This is a genomic window from Aeromonas sp. 600479 (assembly GCF_049175515.1).
GTDB lineage: Bacteria > Pseudomonadota > Gammaproteobacteria > Enterobacterales > Aeromonadaceae > Aeromonas > Aeromonas veronii_A.
Genome location: NZ_JAAKVF010000013.1, coordinates 38,960 through 64,626, shown reverse-complemented (window position 1 = coordinate 64,626; position 25,667 = coordinate 38,960). Strand labels below are relative to the sequence as shown.

Annotated in this window: 26 protein-coding genes; 13 read left to right on the top strand and 13 right to left on the bottom strand. The window is 57.2% G+C overall.

Going from position 1 to position 25,667, the window contains the following annotated elements:
* Window positions 1–149: 149 nt before the first annotated feature.
* From G5149_RS14315 to G5149_RS14295, 5 genes are all read right to left on the bottom strand, one after another.
* Window positions 150–1,121, bottom strand: a complete 972-nt coding sequence (locus tag G5149_RS14315) for a MalM family protein (RefSeq protein WP_216979326.1) — start codon at window positions 1,119–1,121, stop codon at window positions 150–152.
* 91 nt (window positions 1,122–1,212) lie between these two features.
* On the bottom strand, window positions 1,213–2,532 hold the full coding sequence (locus G5149_RS14310) for a maltoporin (protein ID WP_288728294.1): 1,320 nt from the start codon (window positions 2,530–2,532) through the stop codon (window positions 1,213–1,215).
* A gap of 541 nt (window positions 2,533–3,073) precedes the next feature.
* Window positions 3,074–3,514, bottom strand: coding sequence for a flavodoxin (locus G5149_RS14305; protein WP_236344960.1), 441 nt, complete (start codon window positions 3,512–3,514; stop codon window positions 3,074–3,076).
* A gap of 90 nt (window positions 3,515–3,604) precedes the next feature.
* Complete coding sequence (gene truC, locus G5149_RS14300) at window positions 3,605–4,378, bottom strand: tRNA pseudouridine(65) synthase TruC (protein ID WP_236344962.1); 774 nt, start codon at window positions 4,376–4,378, stop codon at window positions 3,605–3,607.
* Window positions 4,375–4,710, bottom strand: a complete 336-nt coding sequence (locus G5149_RS14295; RefSeq protein ID WP_005338596.1) for a YqcC family protein — start codon at window positions 4,708–4,710, stop codon at window positions 4,375–4,377. Before G5149_RS14295 ends, truC begins: the two co-directional genes overlap by 4 nt.
* A gap of 276 nt (window positions 4,711–4,986) precedes the next feature.
* On the opposite strand from G5149_RS14295, the gene G5149_RS14290 reads away from it, so the two are divergent.
* From G5149_RS14290 to G5149_RS14270, 5 genes are all read left to right on the top strand, one after another.
* Complete coding sequence (locus tag G5149_RS14290; protein ID WP_103251461.1) at window positions 4,987–6,027, top strand: DUF3549 family protein; 1,041 nt, start codon at window positions 4,987–4,989, stop codon at window positions 6,025–6,027.
* A 110-nt stretch (window positions 6,028–6,137) separates the two neighbouring features.
* A complete protein-coding gene (locus G5149_RS14285; protein WP_421212721.1) occupies window positions 6,138–6,437 on the top strand; it encodes a DUF3301 domain-containing protein in 300 nt (99 codons plus the stop codon).
* A 74-nt stretch (window positions 6,438–6,511) separates the two neighbouring features.
* Complete coding sequence (locus tag G5149_RS14280; protein WP_005343756.1) at window positions 6,512–6,748, top strand: DUF2789 family protein; 237 nt, start codon at window positions 6,512–6,514, stop codon at window positions 6,746–6,748.
* A gap of 81 nt (window positions 6,749–6,829) precedes the next feature.
* Entirely contained in the window at window positions 6,830–7,126 is a 297-nt protein-coding gene (locus tag G5149_RS14275; protein WP_421212720.1) for a DNA-binding protein, read from the top strand.
* A gap of 3 nt (window positions 7,127–7,129) precedes the next feature.
* Window positions 7,130–7,915: a Zn-ribbon-containing protein gene (locus G5149_RS14270; protein ID WP_421212718.1), complete on the top strand. Its 786-nt coding sequence runs from the start codon at window positions 7,130–7,132 to the stop codon at window positions 7,913–7,915.
* Window positions 7,916–8,007: 92 nt separating this feature from the next.
* On the opposite strand, the gene syd is transcribed toward G5149_RS14270, so the two are convergent.
* Window positions 8,008–8,556: a SecY-interacting protein gene (gene syd, locus G5149_RS14265; RefSeq protein ID WP_201996107.1), complete on the bottom strand. Its 549-nt coding sequence runs from the start codon at window positions 8,554–8,556 to the stop codon at window positions 8,008–8,010.
* Between the two features lie 204 nt (window positions 8,557–8,760).
* Here syd and queF point away from each other — a divergent pair, with 204 nt between their 5' ends.
* The 7 genes from queF (at window position 8,761) to G5149_RS14230 (ending at window position 17,946) form a co-directional block, all read left to right on the top strand.
* Window positions 8,761–9,609, top strand: coding sequence for an NADPH-dependent 7-cyano-7-deazaguanine reductase QueF (queF, locus tag G5149_RS14260; protein ID WP_005343718.1), 849 nt, complete (start codon window positions 8,761–8,763; stop codon window positions 9,607–9,609).
* Between the two features lie 177 nt (window positions 9,610–9,786).
* Window positions 9,787–12,069 carry a hypothetical protein gene (locus G5149_RS14255; protein ID WP_005343716.1) on the top strand — a complete coding sequence of 761 codons (2,283 nt, stop codon included), beginning with the start codon at window positions 9,787–9,789 and terminating at the stop codon, window positions 12,067–12,069.
* Window positions 12,070–12,148: 79 nt separating this feature from the next.
* A complete protein-coding gene (locus G5149_RS14250; RefSeq protein WP_005343715.1) occupies window positions 12,149–13,759 on the top strand; it encodes a GGDEF domain-containing protein in 1,611 nt (536 codons plus the stop codon).
* A 148-nt stretch (window positions 13,760–13,907) separates the two neighbouring features.
* Window positions 13,908–15,263 (top strand): nucleotide 5'-monophosphate nucleosidase PpnN, encoded by a 1,356-nt coding sequence (gene ppnN / locus G5149_RS14245; protein WP_005343711.1) that lies wholly within the window; start codon window positions 13,908–13,910, stop codon window positions 15,261–15,263.
* 139 nt (window positions 15,264–15,402) lie between these two features.
* Window positions 15,403–16,203: a flap endonuclease Xni gene (gene xni / locus G5149_RS14240; protein WP_421212715.1), complete on the top strand. Its 801-nt coding sequence runs from the start codon at window positions 15,403–15,405 to the stop codon at window positions 16,201–16,203.
* 159 nt (window positions 16,204–16,362) lie between these two features.
* Window positions 16,363–17,370 (top strand): isocitrate dehydrogenase, encoded by a 1,008-nt coding sequence (locus tag G5149_RS14235; protein WP_136501477.1) that lies wholly within the window; start codon window positions 16,363–16,365, stop codon window positions 17,368–17,370.
* Window positions 17,371–17,487: 117 nt separating this feature from the next.
* Window positions 17,488–17,946 carry a hypothetical protein gene (locus tag G5149_RS14230; protein WP_216979334.1) on the top strand — a complete coding sequence of 153 codons (459 nt, stop codon included), beginning with the start codon at window positions 17,488–17,490 and terminating at the stop codon, window positions 17,944–17,946.
* Between the two features lie 82 nt (window positions 17,947–18,028).
* Here G5149_RS14230 and rlmM read toward each other — a convergent pair whose 3' ends face one another.
* The 6 genes from rlmM to dinB form a co-directional block, all read right to left on the bottom strand.
* Window positions 18,029–19,123, bottom strand: coding sequence for a 23S rRNA (cytidine(2498)-2'-O)-methyltransferase RlmM (rlmM, locus tag G5149_RS14225; protein WP_005338617.1), 1,095 nt, complete (start codon window positions 19,121–19,123; stop codon window positions 18,029–18,031).
* Window positions 19,116–19,502 carry a DUF423 domain-containing protein gene (locus G5149_RS14220; protein WP_005343703.1) on the bottom strand — a complete coding sequence of 129 codons (387 nt, stop codon included), beginning with the start codon at window positions 19,500–19,502 and terminating at the stop codon, window positions 19,116–19,118. The genes rlmM and G5149_RS14220 overlap by 8 nt, the downstream gene beginning before the upstream one ends.
* A 51-nt stretch (window positions 19,503–19,553) precedes the next feature.
* Window positions 19,554–20,183, bottom strand: coding sequence for an alpha/beta family hydrolase (locus tag G5149_RS14215; RefSeq protein ID WP_216979335.1), 630 nt, complete (start codon window positions 20,181–20,183; stop codon window positions 19,554–19,556).
* Window positions 20,176–21,096 (bottom strand): transcriptional regulator GcvA, encoded by a 921-nt coding sequence (locus G5149_RS14210; protein ID WP_005343697.1) that lies wholly within the window; start codon window positions 21,094–21,096, stop codon window positions 20,176–20,178. The genes G5149_RS14215 and G5149_RS14210 overlap by 8 nt, the downstream gene beginning before the upstream one ends.
* Window positions 21,097–21,381: 285 nt before the next feature.
* The gene (locus tag G5149_RS14205) at window positions 21,382–23,523 is read right to left on the bottom strand and encodes a methyl-accepting chemotaxis protein (protein WP_421212713.1); all 2,142 of its coding nucleotides are present in this window, start codon (window positions 23,521–23,523) and stop codon (window positions 21,382–21,384) included.
* Between the two features lie 66 nt (window positions 23,524–23,589).
* The gene (gene dinB, locus G5149_RS14200) at window positions 23,590–24,645 is read right to left on the bottom strand and encodes a DNA polymerase IV (RefSeq protein ID WP_031227617.1); all 1,056 of its coding nucleotides are present in this window, start codon (window positions 24,643–24,645) and stop codon (window positions 23,590–23,592) included.
* 131 nt (window positions 24,646–24,776) lie between these two features.
* On the opposite strand from dinB, the gene G5149_RS14195 reads away from it, so the two are divergent.
* Window positions 24,777–24,983, top strand: a complete 207-nt coding sequence (locus tag G5149_RS14195) for a hypothetical protein (protein ID WP_421212710.1) — start codon at window positions 24,777–24,779, stop codon at window positions 24,981–24,983.
* A 111-nt stretch (window positions 24,984–25,094) separates the two neighbouring features.
* Here the strand turns inward: G5149_RS14195 and G5149_RS14190 are convergent, their stop codons facing one another.
* The gene (locus tag G5149_RS14190; RefSeq protein WP_421212709.1) at window positions 25,095–25,655 is read right to left on the bottom strand and encodes a DJ-1 family glyoxalase III; all 561 of its coding nucleotides are present in this window, start codon (window positions 25,653–25,655) and stop codon (window positions 25,095–25,097) included.
* Between the last annotated feature and the right edge of the window lie 12 nt (window positions 25,656–25,667).

Here is a 25,667-nt window from a genome sequence, read left to right as displayed (position 1 = left end):
ATTTTAATAATGCCATTTATATCAGATGGAAACCCATTGTAACTCAATGTAACGGCGTGATTTTTATTTATTACAGTCTACCGATTAAAAAGGCCTCCAACAAGGGAGGCCTCAATAAATATATCTGACCAGCAAAGGGGCGTATTATTCTATTTTTGCGAGCGCTTGACCGCATCAATAAACACGCTTTTTGCCTTGGTTGAACCAGCCCGCTCGGCCTCGTTCACCAGCTTCATCGCCTTGTCGATATCCCCCGCCTTGACCGCTTTTTCGATCTGGCTCTGGTAGAAGGCTTCTGTTTCACTCAGCATGGCAGGAGCAGGTTTGGCTGCGACCGCAGCTGTTGCAGTTGTGGTAACGGCTGCAGTCGTCGCTATCGCGGCAACCTGCTGACCCTGGCTCATGGCCACCTTGTCGGCATATTCGGGTTTGAATACCGCTTCAAGGCCACTCCCACGGGCCATATCTTTGACTTTGATCTGCACCAAACCCCAAGGAGAGTGCGGGATCACAGGATCCTTGATATCAGGCTCAACGGTACCATTAGCACGGGCAAACGCTTTTGATGGATGCAGGATTGTTGTGCTGCCAGAGAGTTGGTCCGCAGGCGCATAGACGATCATGTATGTTTCGCTGGCCGGGTTGCCAGGCATGCTGCGGTCAACAAAGAGACGCCCTTCGATACGGTCGTTATCGAGCAGGTGAGCAGGCTGATAACTGAATACTGACTCACCCAGTACCCGAGTCACCTTGAACTCGGCATCCAGCATAATGACCTTGGGCACCATCACGGTTTTGCTCACCTGTGATGCCAGGCTGATCGCCAGATTGCCGGTGTTGGTCGGCAGGCGATAAGCCGCAAAGTAACTCATTCCCTCATCAAACTGAAAAGTGGGTTGCTTGCCATCGATGGCCAGCAAGGTCTCACCTTCAGGCAAGGGGGCATAACTGAAATCTTTAAACGCCACACAGCAGCTTGAGGCTTTGGCCAACGCTTGCTTGGCTTGATCTGCATCGCTCAAGATCGAGCCATGTTCTTGCAGGGGAACAACCATGTTTCCGGCACAACCGGTTAATAGCGCAGTGATTACGGCTGCAATAGACATCTTTACCCGTTTCATTTTTCTTATCTCCATAATCCGGTGGCCGTGATCCGGCGAAACAAAACTGCCCCCATAAGGGGGCAGTCACTAACTTAACTTAAACTTTTGCTTACCACCAAGCTTCCGCTTGAACACCGAACTGGTAGGTGTCTTTGGAGGTATTGCCTTCGAAGACTTTCTTGTCTTCGTCGTTAGCCAGGTAGGAGGCGAACACACGAATTTCCGGACGGGCCCAGAAGCTGGAGCCAGCAGACCAGGCTTGAGCCAGAGTCAGCTTGTAGCCAGCATCTTTGTCTTCGCTGCCATTGGTAGACTTGTTGTTGTCCTTGAAGTAACCGCCTTCAAAGATGGTCTTGTTGAAGTCATCCCACTTGTACATCGGACGGATAACAGCAGACATAGTTTCATACTTGTCGTTGCCATCCCACATTTCGTTGCCTACACCGTAGACCAGCTGGTGACCCATCTCCCAGGAGTTGCCCATCGGCACCACACCCCAGTTGATGATACGGAAACCATCGGCACCGTCTTTCGCTTCAGCACCGTACCAGGAACCATCACCGTAGAAAGCCATGGTCTTGGAGTAGCCTTCAGTACCGTATTGCAGCACGGTTTTGTTGAAACCGCCGAGGATGCCTGCGGTCAGTTCAGCAGTCAGCATCACGCCGTCTTGCGGATTCTTTTTCAGTGCTTTCTGATCGTTGGTCTCATTGACCAGAGCGTAATCAACACCCAGCTCCAGGGACGCGTCGGTCCACAGCGGGATGCCGGCATAACGCAGATCCAGAGTATTGACGTTCAGATCTTCATTCTTCTGATAGGTCGGGTTACCGTTGGCATCCACACCGGTTTGGGTGTACTGGCCAAACACATCAGCAGCGCTGCGATCGTTACGTACCCATGCGAAAGAAACTTTACCCGGACCAGCCTGGATGCCTTCGATACCAGCACCAGCACCGGAGATGTTCCAGTAGTAGAAGTCGGAGATGTGGATGTCATGGCGTTGATAGTAACGCTTACCAGCCCACAAGGTTGCTTCAGGAGCAAAGTTCAGCAAGCCTTTGGCTTGTACGTTGAACTGACGCAGAGCGAAGTCGGAATCACCATTGCACTGCTTGGCATCGAAGTTACAAACAGTACCGGTACCTTCCCAGTCATTTGAACCGTTGGAAGCCATGGCAAACATGGAATCAACATAGAAAGTCTTGCCATCTTTGTTGAACACTTCCTGACCCAGTTGCACTTCACCGTAGGTATCATTTTCGTTACCCAGACGGCCAACTTTATTGACGTTGTATTTAACCATGTCGCCGTCGCCGGAAACACCGACACCGGAACGGAAGTAACCGTGGAAATCTACGGCAAAGGCGGCTTGGGAAGCCAGGGCGGCAGTAACAGCTGCTGCAATCGGGAGCCACTTCATTTTCATTGTCATATTCCTTATTTCCCGCAGTGAGGAGTGTGATCCTGAATATTCAACGTTTTATCACCACGTAATCCTGTTGGTGATAATCGAGGTTGATTATAGGGAGCGTATTTCGCGACAAATATGAAGCGACTCACAAAATGGCGACAAATCGCTCGGCGAGCTATCACGGCGACAATGACTAGTAAATAAACGCCAAAACAGGCAATAAAAAACCAATAAACAAAGACAACCAGCAATGCAAACCAACCTGAAAGCGTTATCATTAATTAATTTGCGATAGAACCAAAGTCATTATTTTACGATCGGATGACAAAAACATGACTGAGATCGCTTTCAAGATTGAACTTTTATTTGGATGAGGGGTCTGTGGTGCGCTTGAAACCGTTACGATGAGGAAGTGCTAAAAAGGGAGAATACCCCTCAGTTACTATCGACAATAAACATGGGAAATATACTTACTGAATGAGATGGTTTTGTGCCAATAACAATCCCCTGCTGGTTAAGGAACAGGAGATTGATATGGCTCTATTTCAGAGAATATTCAGGGCTGAATATCCCACTTTTTCAACCAGCTGAGTGCCACCTGTTCGGGTTCATCGTGCACGGTCGCATCCAGTTCCAGCAGGGGAATCACTCGCGTGGCACCCAGCTCTTGCAACAGGCCATCAAGCCGACGGCCTGCTCCGCAGAAGATTTCATAGCTGCTGTCACCCATGGCAATCAGGGCATAACGCAGTCCCTTGAGCCAGGGTGCCTTGTCAGCCAGCTCACTGGCAAAGGGCTGCAAATTGGGAGGAATGTCCCCCTGCCCGGTGGTGGCACTGACCAGCAATAAAAAACGGCCGGGGTCAATGTCCGCCAGCCGTGCTTCTTCGTGCAGAGAACAGTGATGCCCCTTGCGTTCCAGCTCATCTGCCAAGGTCTCGGCCACCAGCATGGCTGCGCCGTAAACAGTCCCAACCACGATATCGATCTGTGCCATTCTCTGCTCCCCGCGTGAGTCACTCTTTTGAGCAACTCTATCAGCAAGCTGGCGTCAGATGCCACCGGTTCAGGGCTGAGGATCAGGCGCTTAGTAGTCGCTCTCGCTGGCGGGCCAGCCCAGCTCGGCAAACAGGCGCAGCACATCCTGACCGAGTGGCGCCTGGATCCGCATCGGCACCTTGAGCACCGGATGGGTAAAGCTCAGGGTGCGGGCCACCAGCAGCAGCCGTTCGCAGCCAAAGTGCTCGCGAAAGAAACGGTTGTGGCGCCCATCTCCGTGGGTGGTGTCCCCGACAATAGGGTGGAACAGGTGATCCATATGGCGGCGCAGCTGATGCTTGCGGCCGGTCTTCGGGAACAATCTGACCAGGCTGTAACGACTGGTGGGGTGCTTCTTGGAGACCGCATGGGGCAGCTCAACCCGATGCAGGCGACGGAAGGTGGTGACGGCATCCTGTGCAGGACGATCCGGGTTGCTCATGGCATCAGCAATCTTGTCCAGCTGCTCCTTGAGGGGATAGTCGATCACCCCCTGTTCGGGTGCCCAGCCGCGCACCAGTGCCAGATACTCCTTGTGTACCTGACGTTGGGTAAAGGCTTCGGTCAGTGCGCGGGCAATCACCGGATCGAGCGCAAACAGCAGCACGCCAGAGGTGGGCCGATCGAGGCGATGCACCGGATAGACGTGGCGACCGCCGATGAGATCCCGAGTCATCTGCATGGCAAAGCGGGTCTCGCCCTTGTCGAGCCAGCTGCGATGCACCAGCAGACCGGACGGCTTGTTGACCGCTACCAGCCACTCATCCTGATAGAGCAGGGTCAGCTTCAGGTCACTCTCTTCTCGGGTTTGCGCTGGCATCATTGTTCGATCACTTTGCCGGAGAGCAGCAGATCGAAGCGGGCGATCAGGCGCAGTAGTGCTTCTGCCTCGGCCAGATCTTCTTTATAGACTTCGCTGGCCATGGGATAGAGGGAGACACTGGTGGGCAGCGGCGCCTGCAACATCACCAGCTGCTCCATACGCGGGATCAGCACGAACTGCAGCCACTGATCAAAGCTCAGGGTATCGACACAAAAAGGCAGGGTGCTTGCCAGGGCTTCGTCACCAGGATGGTCAGCTTGCCAGCGCTCAAGGCGCTGCAACTCGGCGGTGAGTTCCCCCAACAGGCCAGCTACCAGCAAATATTGATTCATCTCGCTCTCTTCCTCATAACCACAGATTGATCCGCCGACCCGACAGGGTCAGCCAGAATGCCGATACATTCGGTCGCGCAGCACCGGCGATTCAGCAGGCTCATCGACATACACGGCAGCCAGCGCGGCCTGCCGCCTTTAAAAAAGGGCGATACTATACACCTCCCCCCGCATGGCTGCCATGTTGATATCTGCCGCAACGCGCGTCTGCTGCCACTGGCTATCCTCGGCAAGGGCCTTATAATCGGCCCGCATCACCATTAGCCGGATCTCACCATGTCTGCGACACCTACTGCCATCAATACCTTGACCGAATTTCTGACTCAGGCTGGCACCCAGTTCCAGCTATTTGACATGGGCCGCCAGGTGCGCCCACTGGCAAGCGATACCTTTGTGCGCATCGAGCAGCAGCAGGAGCCCTACCCCTGGCCACTGCAACAACACGCCTGGCTGGGAGTGCACTTCTTCCAACCAAGCGAGTCTCGCCACTACCTCTGGTTCCTAAAGTTTGCCCTCGATGAGCGCGGCCTGCTGATGTCAAATGGCCCCAAGCTGTTCATGGATCAGGTGGTGGAGACCCTGGGCTACAAACTCACCGGCGATCTGGACGAGGAAAAAGCCCAGCGCTTGGCCGACAATCCCTACACCTTCCGCCCGGCGGAGGCCAAGATGGCCAGTCTGCACGCCAAGCTGGCGCGCCAGCTGGAACAGGCCCCTTCTGCCTATTACGATGCCCTCTGCCACTATCTGGCCGCCCCCAACGACACCGGTTGGCAGACACTGGGTCTGCAGGGCTTTGCCGATCTGGCCGAGCGACTGCATGATGAGCGCAATCTGGCGCTGATCTGCAAGGCACTGCCCAAACTGCCGCAAGAGCCGCTCTACGCCCTCTGCCAGAGCCTTGAAAACGCCCCGCTGCCGCCGGCAGTACAAGGCGCCCTGCTCGAGCGGATCGGCAAGGAGCAGGAGTGCGCCGCCCCCAACCCGGAGACCCTGGCCTACCTCTGCCGCGCCATGGCCTCCTGCCCCGGCAGCACTTTGCGCACCAACAAGCTGCTGACCCTGTTGCAAACCCAGCCGAGCCCTGCGCTGCTGCTCGCCATCGCCGGCCGGCTCTGGCCCGACCTGAAAGATGCCAATCTGCTCAGCCACTATCTGGAACAGCTGGCGCTACAACCGACCCAGTTCTTCAATCAGGTTTTTGCCGAGTTGGTCACTTTACCGGCCCTGCGCAATGATATGCTGGCCAGACTGCGTGACCCCGACCGCAGCGATGCGCTGGGCAAGGCCATCGGCCGTCTGTTCGCCTCGGCCTAACCCCTCGCCTCACCCTCACGCTACGAGCAACACGGCGGGAAATAGAAAAGGAGATCGGGAGTGCCGAGCAGGACTCCCGGTTATCGACATCACGATAAGGAAGCCCGCCTATGGGAGAGATGCTCGGAATTTTGTTGCTGATTGCGATTGCCGGCCTGTTCTGGCTGCAACGCCAACAGGCAGAAGTTGCCTGGCAATACATGCGCCGCTACTGCCAGCACCATGATCTGCAACTGCTGTCGCTGGCCCGCAACCGGCGGGAGCTGGCGCGCCATCCCCTGCGGCTGCTGACCCACTATCAGTTTGAATTCTCCAGCGATGGCGAGAGCCACTATCAGGGCACCCTCAAGATGCAGGGGCTGCACGTCGTGGGCGTTGATCTGCCCCCCCATCGCATCCCCTCTGTCTGATCCCAAATCACCTCTCTGCGCCCGAAGGCTATGCCTGTCTATAATCTCAGGGATTAAACAAAGGGAGAGACGAGATGGAACCCCTTGTCCACGATCTGCCAGCCCTGTTTGCCCAGCTCGGGATGGCCAACGACGAGCTGAGCCTGCACCGCTTTGTGCACGACCATCACCTCGACAATGAAACCCTGTTGCCGGAGGCCGGTTTCTGGAACGCCGCCCAGGCCAGCTTTCTGCGCGACGCCCTGTGGCACGACTCCGACTGGTGCGAAGCGATCGACCAGCTCGATGTGATGCTGCGCCAGCCTCGCTGACCCCTCAGCCCCTTTTCTCACCTGCCGGCTTTGGTTAAGATCCCGCCCCGACCGCCCTTCTTTAATACCCAGAGTCCGCTTATGTCCTCTCACGAGATCATCCGAATTGCCAACGAGCTGGCCGCCAAGGGCCTGACGCCCACTACCGCCATGATCAAGGCCCGCCTCACCCAGCCCGTGCCGATGGCCGAGCTGCTGAAAGTGCTGAGCCAGTGGAAGCAGCAGACCGTCGCGACCTCCGAGAGCGAGAGCCTGCCCGAAGCTGCACCCCAGCCAGCACCGCCGCTCACCCTGCAGCAACTCGCCGAGCAGCTCGCGCGCATCGAACAGAAGGTGGATCGCCTGACCGACTTGCTCCTCCAGCAGGGGCAAAGCTGAACCATGTATATCGTCGAACTCTGCTTTGAGTGTTACCGCGATACCTCCCTTGGCGAAGCCGAGCGGGCCATCGTCAACTACCTCGACATGTTGCGTTATCAGGGTCAGATCCTCGGGCGGGAGTTCCTCACCAGCATGCACGACGGCTATTTCGTCAGTCGGGTGGTCTGCCCAGAGCAGGATAGTTTGCATCCGGACAACCAGAGCGAGCAGGTCAAGCTGGCCGAGCAGCAGCTCAACCAGGCCGGGCTGCTGGCGCCCAAACTCCAGCTGCAGGGGGCGGACCTGCTCTCCGACAGCACCGACCCTTGCGGCCAGCAGGGCGAGCGGCCGAGCTGGATGCTGCTCTATACCAGCTTCCTGCACACCTGCTCGCCGCTGCGCTGTGGCGACCACTTCGCCCCCATTCCGCTCTACCAACTACCCGCGGTCGCCAACGGCGATCAGAAACAGATCATCAAGTGGCAAGAGGATTGGGAGGCGTGCGATCAGTTGCAGATGAACGGCTCTATCGCCGAACATGCGGCGCTGCACGAAATCGGCGAAGTGGGCAGCCGCCTCTACCGGCGCGGCAGCGATCTGGCCAAACGGCTGGAAGTGCTGAGCGGCATCCCCACCTACTACTACCTCTACCGGGTAGGCGGGCTGAGCGCCGCCGACGAGAAAGCGCGCCCCTGCCCAAGCTGTGGCGGTGAGTGGGCGCTGGCAGCGCCGCTGCACGAGATCTTCGACTTCAAGTGCGACAGCTGCCGTCTGGTCTCCAACCTCTCCTGGGATTTCAAGGATTAAGCGCGTTCCCTGTACGCAACCCCATAAAAAAGAGCCTTGCCGCATGGCAAGGCTCTTTTCGTTCCGATGGGTAACCTTGGCTCGAGTAGGTGCTATTGCGGCAACGTCTCCAGCCGCTCCAGAAACGCCGGTAAGGAGGGAGCCAACGGCAGCCGACGGCCGGAATCGAGCCACTCCAGCCACACCTGACCACTCTCGTTATCCAGCGAGATGAGCGTCATCTCGTTGCGGGTGGTGGCAATAAAGATGGAGGGGGTTCGTTTTAGCTTGCGCAGCATCAGCAGGTGACCGATGAGGTTCTCCTTGAGCAGGTCGAGATCCGCCTCGTTCCACGGCAGGATCAGTTCAAGGCGCAGCCCCTTGAAAAGGCAGGGGATGGGGCGGCTGAACCAGTGCCCGAACAGGGCGATAGCGCTGGGATGAATCGTCAGCTCAAGGGCATCGGCCATGGCTGTAAAGTCGGCAGGCTCGGAGCGATGGTGAGGACGCCAGGCAACCCGACCATCGGCGGGCTCCCCAAGCTGGCAGGGGGAACGCCAGTCCGCCTCCCACTCGCACAGGGGCAGGCCTCGTCTGGCCTCGCCATCCCGTTGCCAGCGGGCAAAAAAGTGCTCCAAGGCAGACAAAACTTGATCCGACATCGAAAATCCCCACAATTGCTGGCAAAGTCCGCTATTGCACCACCAAACCCGGTAACAGACAAGGTTGCCAGCCGACCTTGTGACCCGGGAAACAGAACCCGGGATACAGAGAAGCCGACGCCCAAGCCAAACCGCTGCAACCATCCGGTCCTGCAATGGCCCATTTCATTCCACTCATCATGAACAGATTACGTGAGCAACCCTGTGAGCAAACAAGATAGATACGCCGGGGCCAGCGCCCTGACCGGCCTGAGCCTGGGCCAGCAATCCGATTACATCAGCCAGTACACCCCCTCCCTGCTGCAGCCGGTTCCCCGCAGCCTGAACCGGGATGATCTCCAGCTGAGCGATGACCTGCCCTTTAGCGGTTGCGATGTCTGGACCCTCTATGAGCTCTCCTGGCTCAATGCCAAAGGCAAGCCGATGGTGGCGGTGGGTGAAGTGACCATTCCGGCCACCAGTGCAAATCTGATCGAATCCAAATCCTTCAAGCTCTACCTCAACTCCTTCAACCAGACCCGTTGCGACTCTATCGAGGCAGTCGCCGCCATGCTGACCAAGGATCTGAGTGCCTGTGCGGGCGAGACCGTCAAGGTCACCCTGTTCCCACTCGACAAGGCGCCGCACCAGATTGCCCTGCTGCCTGGCGAGTGCATCGATGAGCAGGATATCGAGGTAGACCATTACGAGTTTGATGCATCCCTGCTGCAAGGGGCGGCCGGCAGTGAGCAGGTAGAAGAGACCCTGCACAGCCACCTGCTCAAATCCAACTGTCTGGTGACCAGCCAGCCGGATTGGGGATCCGTAGTGATCCGCTACAAGGGGGCGAAACTCGATCGGGAGAAGCTGCTGCGCTACCTCATCTCGTTCCGCCAGCACAACGAGTTCCACGAGCAGTGCATCGAGCGGATCTTTATCGACCTCAAACACTACTGCCAGCCCGCGCAGCTGACCGTCTATGCCCGCTATACCCGTCGCGGTGGCCTCGACATCAACCCGTTCCGCTCCGATTTCGAAGCCGTGCCCACCAACCTGCGTCTGATCCGTCAATAAGAGCAGAGGTTGATAAAGGGCTGCCCGGTATCACACCCGAGCACCCTGCTATCTCAACCCTGCTGGCACCTTGATGCACCTGGCTACAAAGGAGCCTTAGTACACCATCAGTAAACGCTGGACTCGCAGGGGTGGGCTTGGATAACATGCCAACACCTCTGCGCCGTCCTTAATCCAATGAATCAACTGTTTTTTCTGGCCATGATGATGTCTTCTCTGTCCGCTCCGAATCTGGATCTGGACAAGGAGCAACTATCTCTCGATCTGCAACAGGCCCAATCACTGGTGCTGACCAACCCTGCCAGATGTGTTCAGATCACCTCCGCCTTTCTGACGCGTGCAGCCAATAATCCCCAGCAAATCATCAGTAATCGTCAGGAGTTCGGCTATCGCGAGCCTCTGCTCAGCTACAGCACCGTTTCGCAAACCATCGGAGCACACCTGCTTGAAGGGGAGTGCCGAATCCAGCTTGGCCAATATCAAGCTACCCAGCAAACCCTCGACAAGGCGATGGAGCTGGCAGAGAGAGAGCGTCAACCCGAACTCAAGGCCCACGCCCTCTATCTCAAAATCCGTAGCCAGGGGCTAAGGCAAGATGGCCAGAACAACAGCCGTATCCTGCTGGAACAACTGGATGAACAGCTGGCCCGTCCCGACCTCAAACAGAGCCAGTTACAGATCTATAGCCGCCTGCAACGCACCAGCTATGAAATTGAGAATCAGCATCTTGACGAGGCCAAGGCCCACTTGGCAGATGCTCGGATCTGGGCAGCCAAAGCTGCCAATCCTCTTGCCAGCGCCTGGGTCAGCGCCATCAGTGGTGACCTTTATCGGGTGCTGCAACAACCTCAGCTGGCACTGGGTGAATATATCGATGCCCAGCAACAGGCCAAAAATCTCAACGACCCGCTCTTTCTCGGCTTGCTCTCCAACCAGATAGTCAAACTCTATCAACAAGAACAAGAACCCCAGAAAGCGCTGCAATATGCCAATGAAGCGGCCAACTATTTTCACTCCATCGGCAATCCGTCACTGCTATGTGACTCACTTATCGTGCTGGCCCGGCTCAACCGCGATCAGGGCGATCTCAACATGGCGCTGGTCTACTTCTTCAATGCGCTGGACTTGCTCGATGAGGGAAGCAGTCGGCCACAGGCCTCTCTGCTCAAGTACGAGATTGGCAAAACCTATCTGCAAAGCGGTAACCTCTCGCTGGCCGGCAACTACCTCAATGCAGCTCGGCAGTCCCACGAGCTGGGCGATGCCAAAGAGCCGCTGATCGATACCCTGCTATTGCTCGGCGAGCTCTATCTGAAGAAACAGGAAGCGGCCATCGCCATCCTGCAGCTGGAAAATGCCCGGGCACTGGCCAATCAGGTAGGTGACACTCGCCGCCAGTACGAAGTATTCCGGTTGTTGTCGCTTGCCTATGAGCAGAAGGGATACCTGCACCAGGCCCTCGACAGTTACAAACGTTTCCATCGTTTGGGAGAAGAGGTTCGCCAGCAGGAAATTGATCATGAACAAGCTGCAATCCGCGACAACTATGTCCAGGTCGAGCGGGTACAGCACATCAAGGAGCTGGAACAGCAGCTTAACAACAGCCAGCACCAGCAGGAACGCTATCTCTGGTCGAGCATTACAACCAGCCTGCTGCTGGCACTCTTTATCTATCTCTTCTTCACCCTCTGGCTCAAATTGCGCACCACCCGCCTGCAACTGAAACGCACTGGTGAGGCCCTGCTGATCGAACCAAGATCCGGTCTTGCCAATTGGCAGCGGCTGATGAATCGCTGGCCCCGAGAGATGGCAAAACGCCAGCTGAAATCGGATCGCTGGTATCTGAGCGAAGAGCCCACTAGCGAATTCGATGACAAACTGCACTATCTCTTGTTCAGGGTGCCCTTTATGGTCAACACCCTCGAGCGCCACGGCTACCAGGCCAGCCGTGAAATCGAGCAGGCGTTTGGCACCTATATGGATACCCTGACCCCGCAAGATGGCCGTATCTATGATCTGCGTGAAGGGCACATGCTCTACGTTGTGCCGCAGCGCCACGTTACCAACCTGCATCAACTTGCGGGAGACCTGCTAACCGCCGTCGCCGCCTTCCCTTGCCAATACGCACTGGATCGCCAGATAAGCCTGGGGATTGTCAGCCACCCCTTCCTGCCCAAGGCGGCGACCGCACTCGATCACAATGGCCTGTTTGATCTCTGCTATCTCGCCCTGTCGGGAGCCATTCAGCTCAGTGAAAAATACCGGCAAAACGCCTGGCTGGAGCTCGCCGCCATAGATTGCCAGCAGGCTGCATTTTTTAATGGGGATGTGTGGCAATGCGGCTTGATGGCAATTGACAAGGGGCTGGTAAAAGTCAATTCTTCTCATGAAAAGCAATGGGTTAACTGGCCCAGCCTCGCAAGGATGCAAGCGGCTGAAGGCCAGCCGGCAAATAGATGACAGACGATGCTCAACCTCGGGTTCGGCCACTGTTGCTATCCAACACCAAAAACAATAATGACAACAGGGCGACCTGATAATGAATGACATCGCTGCCGTAGCAGGACAATTGGCCAGGCTCAGGGAATCCCTCCAGCAAAAACAGCTGGAGCTCGACGGCGTTCTCTCCTTTTCCGACGCAGAACGAGCTCGTGGCATCCAGTTTATCAACAAGCTGATGCTCTCTTGCCGCGGCTTCGATCGCGAGCTGGATAATCGCTTCGCCAAACTCAAGCAGAGACTGGATAGCAATCCCGCATTCACCTCTCTGGATACAGAGCTACTTGCCATCGAGAAGTTGCTGCAGCAGCACAGCAATGCACTGGAAGAGTCGCTCACCCTGACCCAGGCAGCCATTGATCTTGGCTCAAAACAGCTAAAAACCATCAAGGGCTTCCCGGAAGAGACCCGAAAATCCCTCAAGGAATTTCTGAAAAGCCCCGCCGGCTATGGTATTGCAGATCATCAAAAGAAGGTGATTCGCCTGCTTGAATTCTATCAGCAGGCAATCAAGATCCAGCTGCTGCCAAGCCAGCCACTGTCAGGATCTTCAGCTCCCCAACAAGAGAGCGAGCCCGGTTGTGACCCTCAACCTGATGCTGAAACGTTTGATCTCAAAGATCATGCGCGTATCGCAGACGAACTGCAGCGGCTCATCACCGAACTTGATTTCGCCGGCTCAATTGGCGAGAGCCTCGGGGATATCCGCCGTCAACTGCTAATCGGCATCAATCCTGCCATGCTGGCAGAGACCTGTATGCAGGTCATCGAACTTATCATCGAGGGCACCCGCGAGGAGCGCAAAGCCTCACGCGCCTTTCTCAGCTCCCTCAACGAGAGCCTGTCAGCAGTGCATGTCGGCTTTACCGAATCCCTCGACGAAGGGCGTGCACTACAGAATGAAACCCGTGAAACTCGCGAAGCTCTGGTCTGCGAACTGCAGGCCATCGACCACTCGCTGGCCAGTCATAACTCCATCGATGCGCTCAAGCGTGCCATCTCCGGCCATATGGGTGCCATCAATCTGCTGCTGCAAGAACGGGAAAGTACCGCTGCACGGGAACGCCACCTGCTCACCCGTCTCTCCACCATGGAGTCCAAACTGAGGTTGATGAAGGATGAGACCGCCGAATACAAGAAGCGGCTGACCATTCAAAAGCACAAGCTGTTCCTCGACAGCCTGACCCAGGTACACAACCGGGCCGCCCTCGACGAGCGCCTGGAGCAGGAGTACAAACGCTGGCTGCGCTACCGAACCCCGCTCTGTATGGCGATCATCGATATCGATCACTTCAAGAACATCAATGACAACTATGGCCACATGGCCGGTGACAAGGCGTTGAAGGTCGTCGCCAAGGCGCTGCAGAGTGCACTGCGTGACACCGACTTCATCGCCCGTTTCGGCGGTGAAGAGTTCGTGGTATTGCTGCCCAATATCAACCCTGACAAGTTCCAGAAGCCGCTGGAGACCCTGCGCCAGACCATCAAGAGCATCCCGTTCCGTTTTCGCGATGCCAAGGTGGAGATCACCATCTCCATCGGCGCTACCCTCTTCAAGGATGGTGACAACCCCTCCGATGTGTTCGAACGGGCCGACAAGGCGCTCTACCACTCCAAAAACGCAGGTCGGGATCAAGTGACACTGGCCTGAGTGGTGGCTAAAAAAACAGCGAACAGTCGTCTCCCTATTTCCCTCCCCCCTCTGTTACCACTACTATCGAACTCAGGGGATGCAACATAGCATCCCTTTTCTCCCCAGGGAAAAAACACAACGATAACAAGTGAGTAAAGGGGAACCTATGATTACGCACATCAATCCCGTTGGCAGCATGGATTTGCTGTCACAGCTTGAGGTGGATCGCCTCAAGCAGACTGCCTCCAGCGATATCTATCAACTGTTTCGCAACTGCTCGCTGGCAGTGCTCAATTCCGGTAGCCATACCGACAGCTCCAAGGAGATCCTGGAGCGCTTCAAATCGTTCGATATTCATGTGATCCGGCGCGAGCGCGGGGTCAAGCTGGAACTGTTCAATGCCCCCGAGCACGCCTTTGTCGATGGCGAGATCATTCGCGGCATTCAGGAGCACCTCTTCTCGGTGCTGCGCGACATTCTCTATGTTTCCAATCAGCTCGAATCCAACCGCCAGGTCAATCTGACCAACTCCACCCATATCTCCAATGTGGTGTTCGCCATCCTGCGCAACGCCAAGGTGATTCTGCCAGGCGCCGATCCCAACCTGATCGTCTGCTGGGGTGGCCATTCGATCAACGAGATCGAGTACCAGTACACCCGCGCCGTGGGCAGTGAACTGGGCTTGCGTGAGCTGAACATCTGTACCGGTTGTGGCCCGGGCGCCATGGAGGGGCCAATGAAGGGCGCCGCCGTCGGACATGCCAAGCAGCGGGTACGCAACGGGCGCTACATCGGCCTTACCGAGCCCTCCATCATCGCAGCCGAGCCCCCCAACCCCATCGTCAACGAGCTGGTGATCCTGCCGGATATCGAGAAGCGCCTGGAAGCGTTCGTGCGTCTGGGCCACGGCATCATCATCTTCCCGGGCGGGGTCGGTACCGCCGAAGAGCTGCTCTATCTGCTCGGCATCATGATGCATCCGGCCAACGAGCGGCAGCCGATGCCCATCATCCTGACCGGCCCGAAAGAGAGTGCCGACTACTTCCGTGCCATCGACGACTTCATCAAGGCAACCCTCGGTGAACCGGCGACCAAGCTCTACCGGATCATTGTCGGCGATGCGCCGGAAGTGGCCCGAGTGATGAAGGAGGCGATGCCGAAAATCCGCGAATATCGCAAATCGGTCGGCGATGCCTACTCTTTCAACTGGTCCCTCAAGATTGAGCCGGAGTTCCAGCTTCCCTTCGAACCGGATCACGCCAGCATGGCCAGTCTGGATCTGCACCGCAACCAGCCGCCCCAGTTGCTGGCCGCCAACCTGCGTCGTGCCTTCTCCGGCATCGTCGCCGGCAACGTCAAGGAAGGGGGCATTCGCGCCATCGAGAAGAAAGGCCCCTTCAAGCTGCACGGTGACAAGGAGCTGATGCACCTGATGGACAAGCTGCTGGAGAGCTTCGTCAAGCAGCAGCGGATGAAGCTGCCAGGCAGCCAGTATGTGCCCTGCTACGACATTGTTCGTTAGGGGACAGACTGTCACATCATCGACAGAGGGGCGCATCGGCGCCCCTCTTTATTGACTCTATATTTTCCCGACAGCCATCAATCCCCCATGAGGCTAGTGGTTTGTTACAATGGTGCGTCCCGATCGCCAAGAGTGCCCCATGTCAACTATCCGGCCACACCTGCTTATCATCGATGCCCTCAACCTCATTCGCCGTCTGCACGCGGTACAAGCCCAACAAGCACTGACTCCAGCTCAGGCGCTGGTTGCAACCCGCGCCAACCTTATCAATACCTGCCGCAAGCTGCTGGCCAATAGCGAGCCGACCCATGTCATTGCCGTGTTTGATGGCGAGGTGCATAGCTGGCGCAAGGAGGTCTATCCGGCCTACAAGGAGGGGCGAACCCCCATGCCCCCCGAACTGCGTGAGGGGTTGGCGACCCTGCAGGATGCCTTTTGGGAGTGCGGTGTCGATGCCCTGCTCTCCGAGACCGATGAAGCGGATGACCTTATCGCCACCCTGGCCAGCGGCATCGCCAGCCACGGCCATCAGGCGACCATCATCTCCACCGACAAGGGGTTCTGCCAGCTTATCTGCCCACAGATCCGGGTGCGCGACTACTTCAACAAACGCTGGCTGGATGCCGCCTTCGTCCAGCAGCAATATGGAGTATCCCCTGCTCAGCTGGTCGACTTCTGGGCCCTGACCGGCATCGGCGGTTCCAATATCAAGGGGGTTCCGGGGATCGGCCCCAAGACAGCCACCCAGCTGTTGCAGCAATATGGCAATCTGGCGGCCATGCTCGAAGCCTGCCAGCAAGAGGATGCCGCCAAGCCACTGCTCAAGCTGCGCCAGCATCAGGATGAGGCCCTACTGGCCCAGCGGCTGGTGCGCTTGCAGCGGGATATTCCACTGGGATTCAACCTGCGGGACATCCGCTACCCGCCCCAGCCGGACTAAATGGCCGAACAAAAATGCAGGCAAGGGCGCGAACCATGACGAGACTCACCCTCGCTGTTGATGAAAGTGAGTAGAATGTAAAGGAATGTGGTTGGTTTGCTGAGTAAATGCTATAAAACAGCCCCATCCTCCCCTATACCCTGGAAGTGGAACCCTCTCATGTCTAAAAGAAAAATTACCGTGATCCCCGGCGACGGCATCGGCCCCAGCATCATTGAATCAGCCATCCAGATCCTGACCCATGCGGGTTGTGACTTTGAGTACGAATACGCTGATGCAGGTCTGGTTGCCCTCGAGAAGCATGGCGAGCTGCTGCCCCAAGCCACCCTGGATCTGATTGAGAAGAACAAGGTGAGCCTGAAAGGGCCATTGACTACACCGGTCGGCGGCGGTTTTACCTCCATCAACGTCTCCCTGCGCAAGAAGTTCAACCTCTACGCCAACGTGCGCCCAGTCATCTCCTTCAAGGGCACCAGAAGCCGTTACGACAATATCGACATCATCACGGTGCGTGAAAACACCGAGGGGATGTACTCGGGTGCAGGTCAGAAGCGCAGCGACGACAACAAGAGTGCCGAGGCGATGAGCATCATCACCCGCGAAGGGGCCGAGCGCATCGTCAAGTTCGCCTTCGAGCTGGCTCGTCAGGAAGGGCGCAAGAAGGTCACCATCATCCACAAGGCGAACATCCTCAAGTCGACCTCCGGCTTGTTCCTCGAAGTGGCCCGTGACATCGCCAGCCACTACCCGGATATCCAGAGCGAAGAGATGATCGTCGATGCCGCCTGCATGAACCTGGTGATGTACCCGGAGCGTTTCGATGTCATGGTCACCACCAACCTGTTTGGCGACATCCTCTCGGATCTCTGCGCCGGTCTGGTCGGCGGCCTTGGTATGGCGCCCGGCGCCAACATCGGCGATGGCGCCGCCATTTTCGAGGCGGTCCATGGCTCTGCGCCCGACATCGCAGGCAAGAACATTGCCAACCCGACCTCGGTGATCCTCGCCTCCATCCAGATGCTGGAGTACCTCGGCATGCAGGATAAAGCAGAGCGGATCCGCGAGGCAGTACGAGCCACCATCGAATCCGGTGATCGGGTCACCCGCGATCTGGGCGGCACGGCTTCCACCAGCGAATTCACCCAGGCGATCATAGATAGACTGTGAGTTAAATTATTGATTTTAAAAGGGGGCTTCGGCTCCCTTTTTTATGTTTACGATTACTTTGCCACTCCCGAAACAGCAACTATGTTCAATAGAGAAGAAGAACAGGGAGTGTTTTTCATGAAGGGATACGGGTGCTATCTGGTTTCGGGTCTGATGCTGGTTTGTGGTACTGCAAGTGCCTTCGAACAGACTCAACCAACCCTAACTGCCAAACTACCGCAGCAGGAAAAACGGACTGCCACCGAGGTATGGCGTTCAAGCCTGGATACCAACGACCTGCTCAAGGCGCCCAAACCCCTGTCGTTTGGTATTGAAGTCTCCACCGACAACTTTGGTAATCAAAAGATCACCTCCTACCCGCAACTCAATCTGACCCCGGAAAAGAGCGTCAGCCTGTCGGTTGAACGCTTCAGACCCAAGGTCAAGTTCAAGGCTGGCGGCATGAACACCGCCCTCAGGCTGAGGGCAGACGGGATAAAAATGCAGTTCAATCCGGTCGACAAAACCATCCCGCTGCAGATCGAGATCAAGGTGACTGACGACGAATCTTCCCTGCGCCTCGATTACCGTTTCTGATATTTTCCGGCAGCCGGATATCAAAAGGCCGACAGGTTTCCCTGTCGGCCTTGGTATTTATCGTACGGGCTGAAAGCTTACATCACGCCTTGGGCTCGAGCTTGGAGACCCAGTACTTGTTATAAACATGCACGGTGATCTCTTCCCGATCGTGATAGAGCTGCTTGGCCTGGATCACGAACGCGTTGTCGATCTCCTTGAGCATCTCGCGCAATACCTCGATATTGTGCACCGATTCGGCATACCGCTTCTTCATCGGCAGCTTGAGGTTGAACATCGCCTCCTGACAGTCGCCCTCACGGAACCAGTCCGCAATCATGTGAACGACCCGCGCCGGTTTATCAACCATGTCGCACACCAGCCAGTAGGTGTTCTTCTTGCTCGGACGCCAGACGAACCCGTCATCCCGGATATGCTTGACCTGGCCAGTATCCATCAGGGATTGGGCCATCATGCCGTTGTCGACCGCCGTCACCATCATGCCACGGCGCACCAACTGATAGGTCCAGCCACCCGGGCAGGCGCCCAGATCCACCGCCTTCATGCCTGAACAGAGACGCACATCCCACTCTTCCCGCGGCACGAAGACATAAAACGCCTCCTCCAGCTTGAGGCTGGAGCGGCTCGGTGCATCGGCCGGGAAGCGCAGGCGCGGGATCCCCATGTGGAATCCGGAGTTGTTGAACGAGTAGGAGTAACCCAGCAACACGTGATCATTGGCCATGAAGAAGGCGTGGAACACCGGACGGTTCGGCGTCTCCTTCTTGGTCAGGATCTCGTTGCTGCGCAGCGCCTGACGAAGCGGTACGGTGAACTTGCGGCAGAAGGCCGACAGCTCTTTCGCTTCGTTGGTATCCGCGGTTTCGACCCGCAGATCACCGCAAATGGTGTAGTCACTCACCGCCTCAAGGATGGGGGAGATCCTGTCCGCGACATCCAGATCCTTCAGCTCATGGGTGACCACCAACATCTGGCGGATGAAGATGAGCTCCCGGAACGGCAGCTTGCGAGCCAGCAGGTCCGCCTGCTCCTCGTCATACAGTTCGAAGATCACATAACCGCTGTCGTCCTTGACCCGGGCGAAACCGTAGCACTGCATGTTACCGGCACGCTCGGTGATCTCTGCAGCCGCCTCTTTCTCAAAACCGGGGCGGCAATAAAGCAGCAGATTATTCATTTTTTCCTCCAAGACGACAGCCAGCCCAGATCAGGGCCGTCCATCCCAACATAAAACAGAGGCCACCGGCCGGGGTAATCAACCCCAGCCCCTTGCTGCCAAGCAGCACCATGGCGTAAATACTGCCGGAGAATCCGATGATCCCCAGCACAAAAGCGGTGCCAGCCAGGTGGATCACCCTGCTGCGCACACCACACCAGCCCAGAACCAGCAGGGCCAATGCGTGAAAAAACTGATATTGCACGGCGGTATTGAACGCCGCCAGACGATCGGGCGTAATGCCGGTCGCCGCCAATCCATGGGCGCCATAAGCCCCCAGCATGGTGGCGGTCAACCCGAAGAGACCGGCCAGTACCAGCCAATGTCGATGGATCTGCATCCTCACACTCCCTCTCTCATCACGGCTGGCAATAAAGCCAACCCTCTCGTGCTATCCATGCCGGGCCACAAAATGGCTGATGGCCGCCGCTGCATGCAGCATATTCTCCTGCTCACTCACGCCACTGGCTTTACGCGGTTTGAAACCATGATCACCATCGGTCAACCAATGGACCGATACGGCGGGTGAGAAGGGGAAATCGGCCAGTTCGGCGCGACTACCGAAGGTATCGCGCTCCCCCTGCAACAGCAGAGTTGGCACTGCAATATGCTTGAGTACCTCGCCTCGCCAACTGTCGGGCTTGGCCGGAGGGTGGAAAGGATACCCGAGAATGAGCAATCCTGCAGCATTCATCTCACCCTCGCCTTCACGATAGAGTTCCGCCGCCATCCTCCCACCCATCGACTTGCCCGCCAGAAACAGTCGTGGATGGGCAAACTCGCGGATCATGTCGTGCCAATGAGCGAGCAGCACAGGCGCCCTGTCCGGCGGGCGGCGCTTGCCATCCTGTGCACGCCTGGTCATATAGGGAAAGTTGAAGCGCACCACTTCGATGTCAGGGCCAGCCAGCAGGTGTGACAACCCGGCAAGAAAGGGGTGAGCCATCCCTGCACCCGCACCGTGGGCCAGCAAAATGCGAACGGGGGCATCAACTGCCCCCTCGCGGATCATATCAGGCATCGGCGAGCCTTGCCCTGCGACGAGCCTCTTCCTGCTCTACCAGCTCCAGCATCCAGTCGCGGAAGGCAACGATCTTGCCCTGATCCGACTGCTGCTCCTGGCACACCAGATAGAAGGCATTTTTGCTCACCAGCACCTGCTCGAACGGGCAGATAAGGCGGCCGGCCTCAATCTCGGGTTGTGCCAGCACGCTGTGGCCGAGCGCCACACCCTGGCCGTGGATCGCCGCCTGGATCACCATGGTGGAGTGGCTGAAGATGGGCCCCTGATTGACGTTGGGGGCATCGATATCGAGCTGACGGAACCAGGCCTTCCAGTCACGGCGGGAGGTATCGTGCAGCAAGGTATGGTGCGTCAGATCCTGCGGAGTGCGCAGTGGCTTGGGTCCAGTCAGCAGCAAGGGAGAACAGACGGGGATCAGGTATTCGGTATGCAGCTTGTCACTACGCAGACCCGGCCAGTTGCCGCGCCCGTAATAGATAGCCACATCCACATCGTCAGTCAACGACCCTTCGTCGAGATCGACAGCCTTGATCCGCACATCGATATCGGGATGACGCTCGCTGAACTTGACCAACCGCGGCACCAGCCACTGGATGGCAAAACTCGGTTGCAGACTGACAGTCAACGCCCCTTTGGCACTGCGAGCAAGCAGCTTGTCGGTCGCCTCCGAGATGGAGGCAAAGATATCCTTGATATCGAGGAAGTAACCCTGCCCCTCTTCAGTCAGCAGCAGGGAACGGTTTTTGCGACGGAACAGCTTGATGCCAAGATACTCCTCCAGCGCCTTGATCTGGTGACTGATGGCAGCCTGAGTAACAAACAGCTCTTCTGCTGCACGGGTAAAGCTTAAGTGGCGAGCCGCTGCTTCGAATGCCTTGAGAGCATTGAGCGGTGGTAAACGACGAGACATGACACCAGCCGACGATGAGTTTTTCTAATGGAGCGCATTATAATTTGTCGGTTGCGGGCCGACCAGTGAATAAACATAATTCGCCCAGCAATCAGTCGTCATATGGCTCACATTTTCTACTACATGCTGGTTTTCATGTGTTTTTCGTGAGTCTTTCGACTGTGATTGTGGTGTTGTGTTTCTTCCTCTGCGGGAAGAGGGGCTCAAATCTCACCGGTTTGACCCAGTCTGTCATCTGAATGTGTTTGGCGCCTCCAGCTGGATGGCGCCTTTTTTTTGCACTTTTTATACTTTGAACTGTCCCACCAATTGCTGCTGTTTGTCAGCCAGTACGGATAGCTCACGACCATTTTCGGCGGAGGTCGCCGCTTCGGCCCGTATGGTATGACTCACATCGCGAATGTTGCTGACGTTGCGGTTGATCTCGTCTGCTACCCGGCTCTGCTCCTGTGCCGCCCGTGCAATCTGCTCATTCATCTGATGGATGGTGGAGACAGACTGGATGATCTGCTCCAGAACCTGTACCGAGAGATCTACCTTGGCAAGCGTCTCGTCAGCCTGGTCATGGCCATCGCGGATCGCCTTGACCACTGCCCCGGTACCGGATTGCAGCTGGCTGATCAGGTTCTGGATCTCGACAATGGCATTCTGGGTTCGACCGGCCAGATTGCGCACCTCATCGGCCACCACAGCAAAACCTCTCCCCTGTTCACCGGCTCTCGCCGCTTCAATAGCCGCATTCAGCGCCAGCAAGTTGGTCTGCTCGGCAATTCCCTGGATCACGGTGAGAATATCGTTGATGTTGTCGCTGTTGGCGGAGAGTCGCTCCACCACCGGCTGGGCATCGTTGATGATGGTCATCAGCTTGCGCATCGCCTCCTGGGTGTCAGCAACGACATATTTGCCCTCTTGCGCTGCGGCGTCAGTGGTGTTGGCGGCCGCCACCGCCGAGCCGGCATTACCGGAGACCTGCAACGCCGTGGCGCTCAGCTCCTCAAATGCCGTCGCCACCAGATCGATCTCCTGATACTGGGCCTGCATGCCGCTGCTGGTGCGCTCGGCCACCTGCGCGGCTCGCTCGGCACTGTTACGCGTACCGGAGACAGTATCAATCACCTGACTGATGGTGGATTGCAACTTGTTGAGGAAGCTGTTGAACCACTTGGCCAGCTCGCCGATCTCGTCTTGCCGCTGGATCTCGATACGCTGGGTCAAATCCCCCTCGCCGCTGGCGATATCCTTGAGACGGGCAACTACGGCGCGGATGGGTGCCACAATCTGGCGCGCCATCAACCAGATAAAACTCAGGGCCACCAGCGAGATCAGCACCCCGATTGACAGCTGCGAGACCACGCTGCGATTGGCTTCACTGGCCAGCTCATCTTGCAGTTGCTGGGCCGAGGCCAGCACTACGGCCCGTGGCAATTCAATGTAGATGCCCCATTTACGGTCGGTGCCACGCATGGATACCGGGACAAAGGTCTGCAACAAGGTGCCATCGCTGCTCCAGCGAGTCAGCTCCTGACCCTGACTGAGCCACCCTTTCAGCTCGCTGGCCAGCCCCTGATACTTCTGATCCAGCCCACGCCCCATGGTCACATCGAACTCATCGGCTCCCGCCACGCGCCCCTCGTGACTGACCAGCAAGATTCTGCCCTTGCCGTCATAGAGCTCCTTGTCCATGGTACTGACCAGACTCTGCAAAGTGGCCAGCGAAATATCGACCCCGACCATCCCCAGCAAGGTCTCCTGCTCCAGCAGCGGGACCGTCACCGAGGTCATCAATATCTGTTTATCGCCCACATCGTCCAGATAGGGCTCCAGCAGGCAGAGGGCACGGGTGCGAATGCTGCAGCGATACCACTCGTTTTCAATTCCACCAGCCTCGGTCGGGCTCTCATCGGCCAGCACATCCTCATTCTGCACTTCCGGCTCTATCTTGCCGTTGTCGTAGGCCCAGTAACTGGAAAAACGCCCCTTGTCGTTGGAACCCAGCGACGTTGAGCCCTGATAGTTGCTGTCTTCTCCATCCAGCTGGTCAGGCTCGAACACCGCATAGACACCGAGCAGGTTGGTAGAGGAGGCAGCCGCATCGTGCAGTTGCTGATTGACGGCGCTGCGCAGCGCCTCCGAATGGACAAAGTTCTCGGCCGCATTCTTGCGCTGGAACAACACGCTCTCCGCCAGCAAACTGGCGCGGAAATAGGCCTCATCGAGATAGCTGGTCACCTTGGCCGCCTGCTCCGAGCCCATCGCCTTCATCCAGTTTTCGGCAGACTGCTGCGCCTCGTGCATGGTGGCTTGCCGCACCTGCTGTTGCATCTTGTTCGCGTTGTAAATCGAAGAGGCAACCAGAGCGGCGGCTGTCACCAACAGACAGCAACCGGCGATCAGGGTAATCCGACCCTGGACAGAAAGAGCGCTCATGCCAATATTCCTACGTCATACAGATATGGATAGATTATCGACTTTATAAACAAAAACTTAACTCTCTCACAGCAAATCCAGCGAGAGTTGATTAACTTCACCCTCTTTTGGCAAACCCACCACCAAGCCCAGCAGGCGAACCGAACGCCCTTGCGCCCGCTGTAACCCCTCTTTGAGCAGGGGAACGAACAAGGCTGGCTGATAGCCACCCTGACTGCGATAGACGGTGGTCTGGTGGAAATCGGCAAACTTGAGCTTAATCCCCTGCCCCATCACCTGCTCGGCAGGACACGCCAGCTGAAATCGCCGCTCAAGCTCCGGCAGCAGTTGCTGCAATACCGTCAGGCAGGCGGCTTCGTCACAAACATCGCTCGCCAGGGTGGTCTCCACCCCGATGGTTTTGCGGATCCGGTGCGCCTGCACCGGCTGTTCATCCAGCCCCCAGATCCGGGTCGTCAACATCTCCCCCAGCTTGCCAAAACGGCTGCACAGCTCTTGTGCCGACAAGGCCCGCGCATCCTCACAGGTGTAGAGCCCCTGTGCCTCCAGCCGCTCGGCAGTCTTGCGCCCCACCCCGGGCAGTTTGCCGAGGGGCAACTGGCAGACAAATTCGGCCACTTCGTCGGGACGAATGACAAACAGACCATCGGGTTTGCGCTGCTCCGAGGCGAGCTTGGCGAGAAACTTGTTGGGGGCCACTCCGGCCGAAGCGGTCAACCCCAGTTCGGTGACAATAGCTTGCCGGATCTCTTGCGCCATCAGGGTGGCGCTGCCGCCACAACAGCGACTGTGGGTCACGTCGAGGTAAGCCTCATCCAGCGACAGCGGTTCAACCTGATCGGTATAGCGGAGGAAAATGGCCCTGAGCTGGCGAGAGATATCCTTGTACACCGCCATTCGCCCAGGGATCAGTACCAGCGGCGGGCAGAGTTTTTTCGCCAGGGCGCTCGGCATGGCGGAGCGCACCCCGAACCGGCGCGCCACATAGTTGCAGGTCGAGATAACACCGCGCCGCTCGGAGGCCCCACCGATGGCGAGCGGCACCTCCCGCAAGGCCGGATTGTCCCGCATCTCCACCGCGGCAAAAAAGCAGTCCATGTCGATATGGATGATCTTGCGCATACCACTGTATAAATAAACAGACATGGCATCATCTTACCCCAAGGATAACCGCAGCTCTATCTCTCTCGTTGCGGCTAAAATAGTAGACTCCAAGGAGACCTTTACTACCACAATGACAAGGAGCGTTCGGGATGAAATATCTTTGGCTGGGACTCTGTTTGCTGCCGTTGACCGGCATCGGCAAGAACAACCCGACGGCAGAGTGCCGCTGCCTGTACGACCGGATTGAGATACTGGAACAGGCCATCAAGAAAGGGGACAAGCTCGGCACAGAGCAAGAATTGGCACGCTGGAAAACTGAGTACAACAAAAAACAGTGCTCACAGTACGACTACTGAGCCGGACAAGATGGCGTGACCGACAACAGCAGATAACAAACGGGCCCCGATCAAGATGACCGGGGCCCATTTTTCAAAGCATGACCAGCTTGATTCTGCAGCAGAGTGCGCTCAAGGCAGCACCATAGGGCCAGCGACAGTGGCCGCCACATCATCCCCGCGCAGCACCCGAACCAGTTCGAGCGCAAACTCGATGGCGCTGCCCGGCCCCTGGCTGGTGATAAGGCGATGAGCCTCATCTCTGACTACCCGCTCATGTGACAGCTGCGATGCCGGTAGTCGGGACTGAAAGCCGGGATGACAGGTGACAATGGCACCATCCAGCAGAGCGTGATGTTGCAAGACCACCACAGGGGCGGCGCATATGGCCGCGCGCCAGCGGCCAAGAGCGGCCTGCTCTTTGAGCAGATCGATGGCCAGCGGGGTATCGCGGATCACTTCGCTGCCGGGCAAACCGCCGGGCACCACGATGGCTTCAAAGTCCCGACGGGTCAGCTCGTCGATATGACAATCAGCCACCAGCTGTACCCCACGCGATGCCTTCACCTGCCGAGATCCGGTTGGACAACAAGAGGCCAGCACCACCTCGATGCAGGCGCGCACCAGGGTATCGACAATCGCAACCGTCTCTATCTCTTCCGACCCGGGGGCCACCAGCACCAGTACACTCATGTTCGCCTCCTT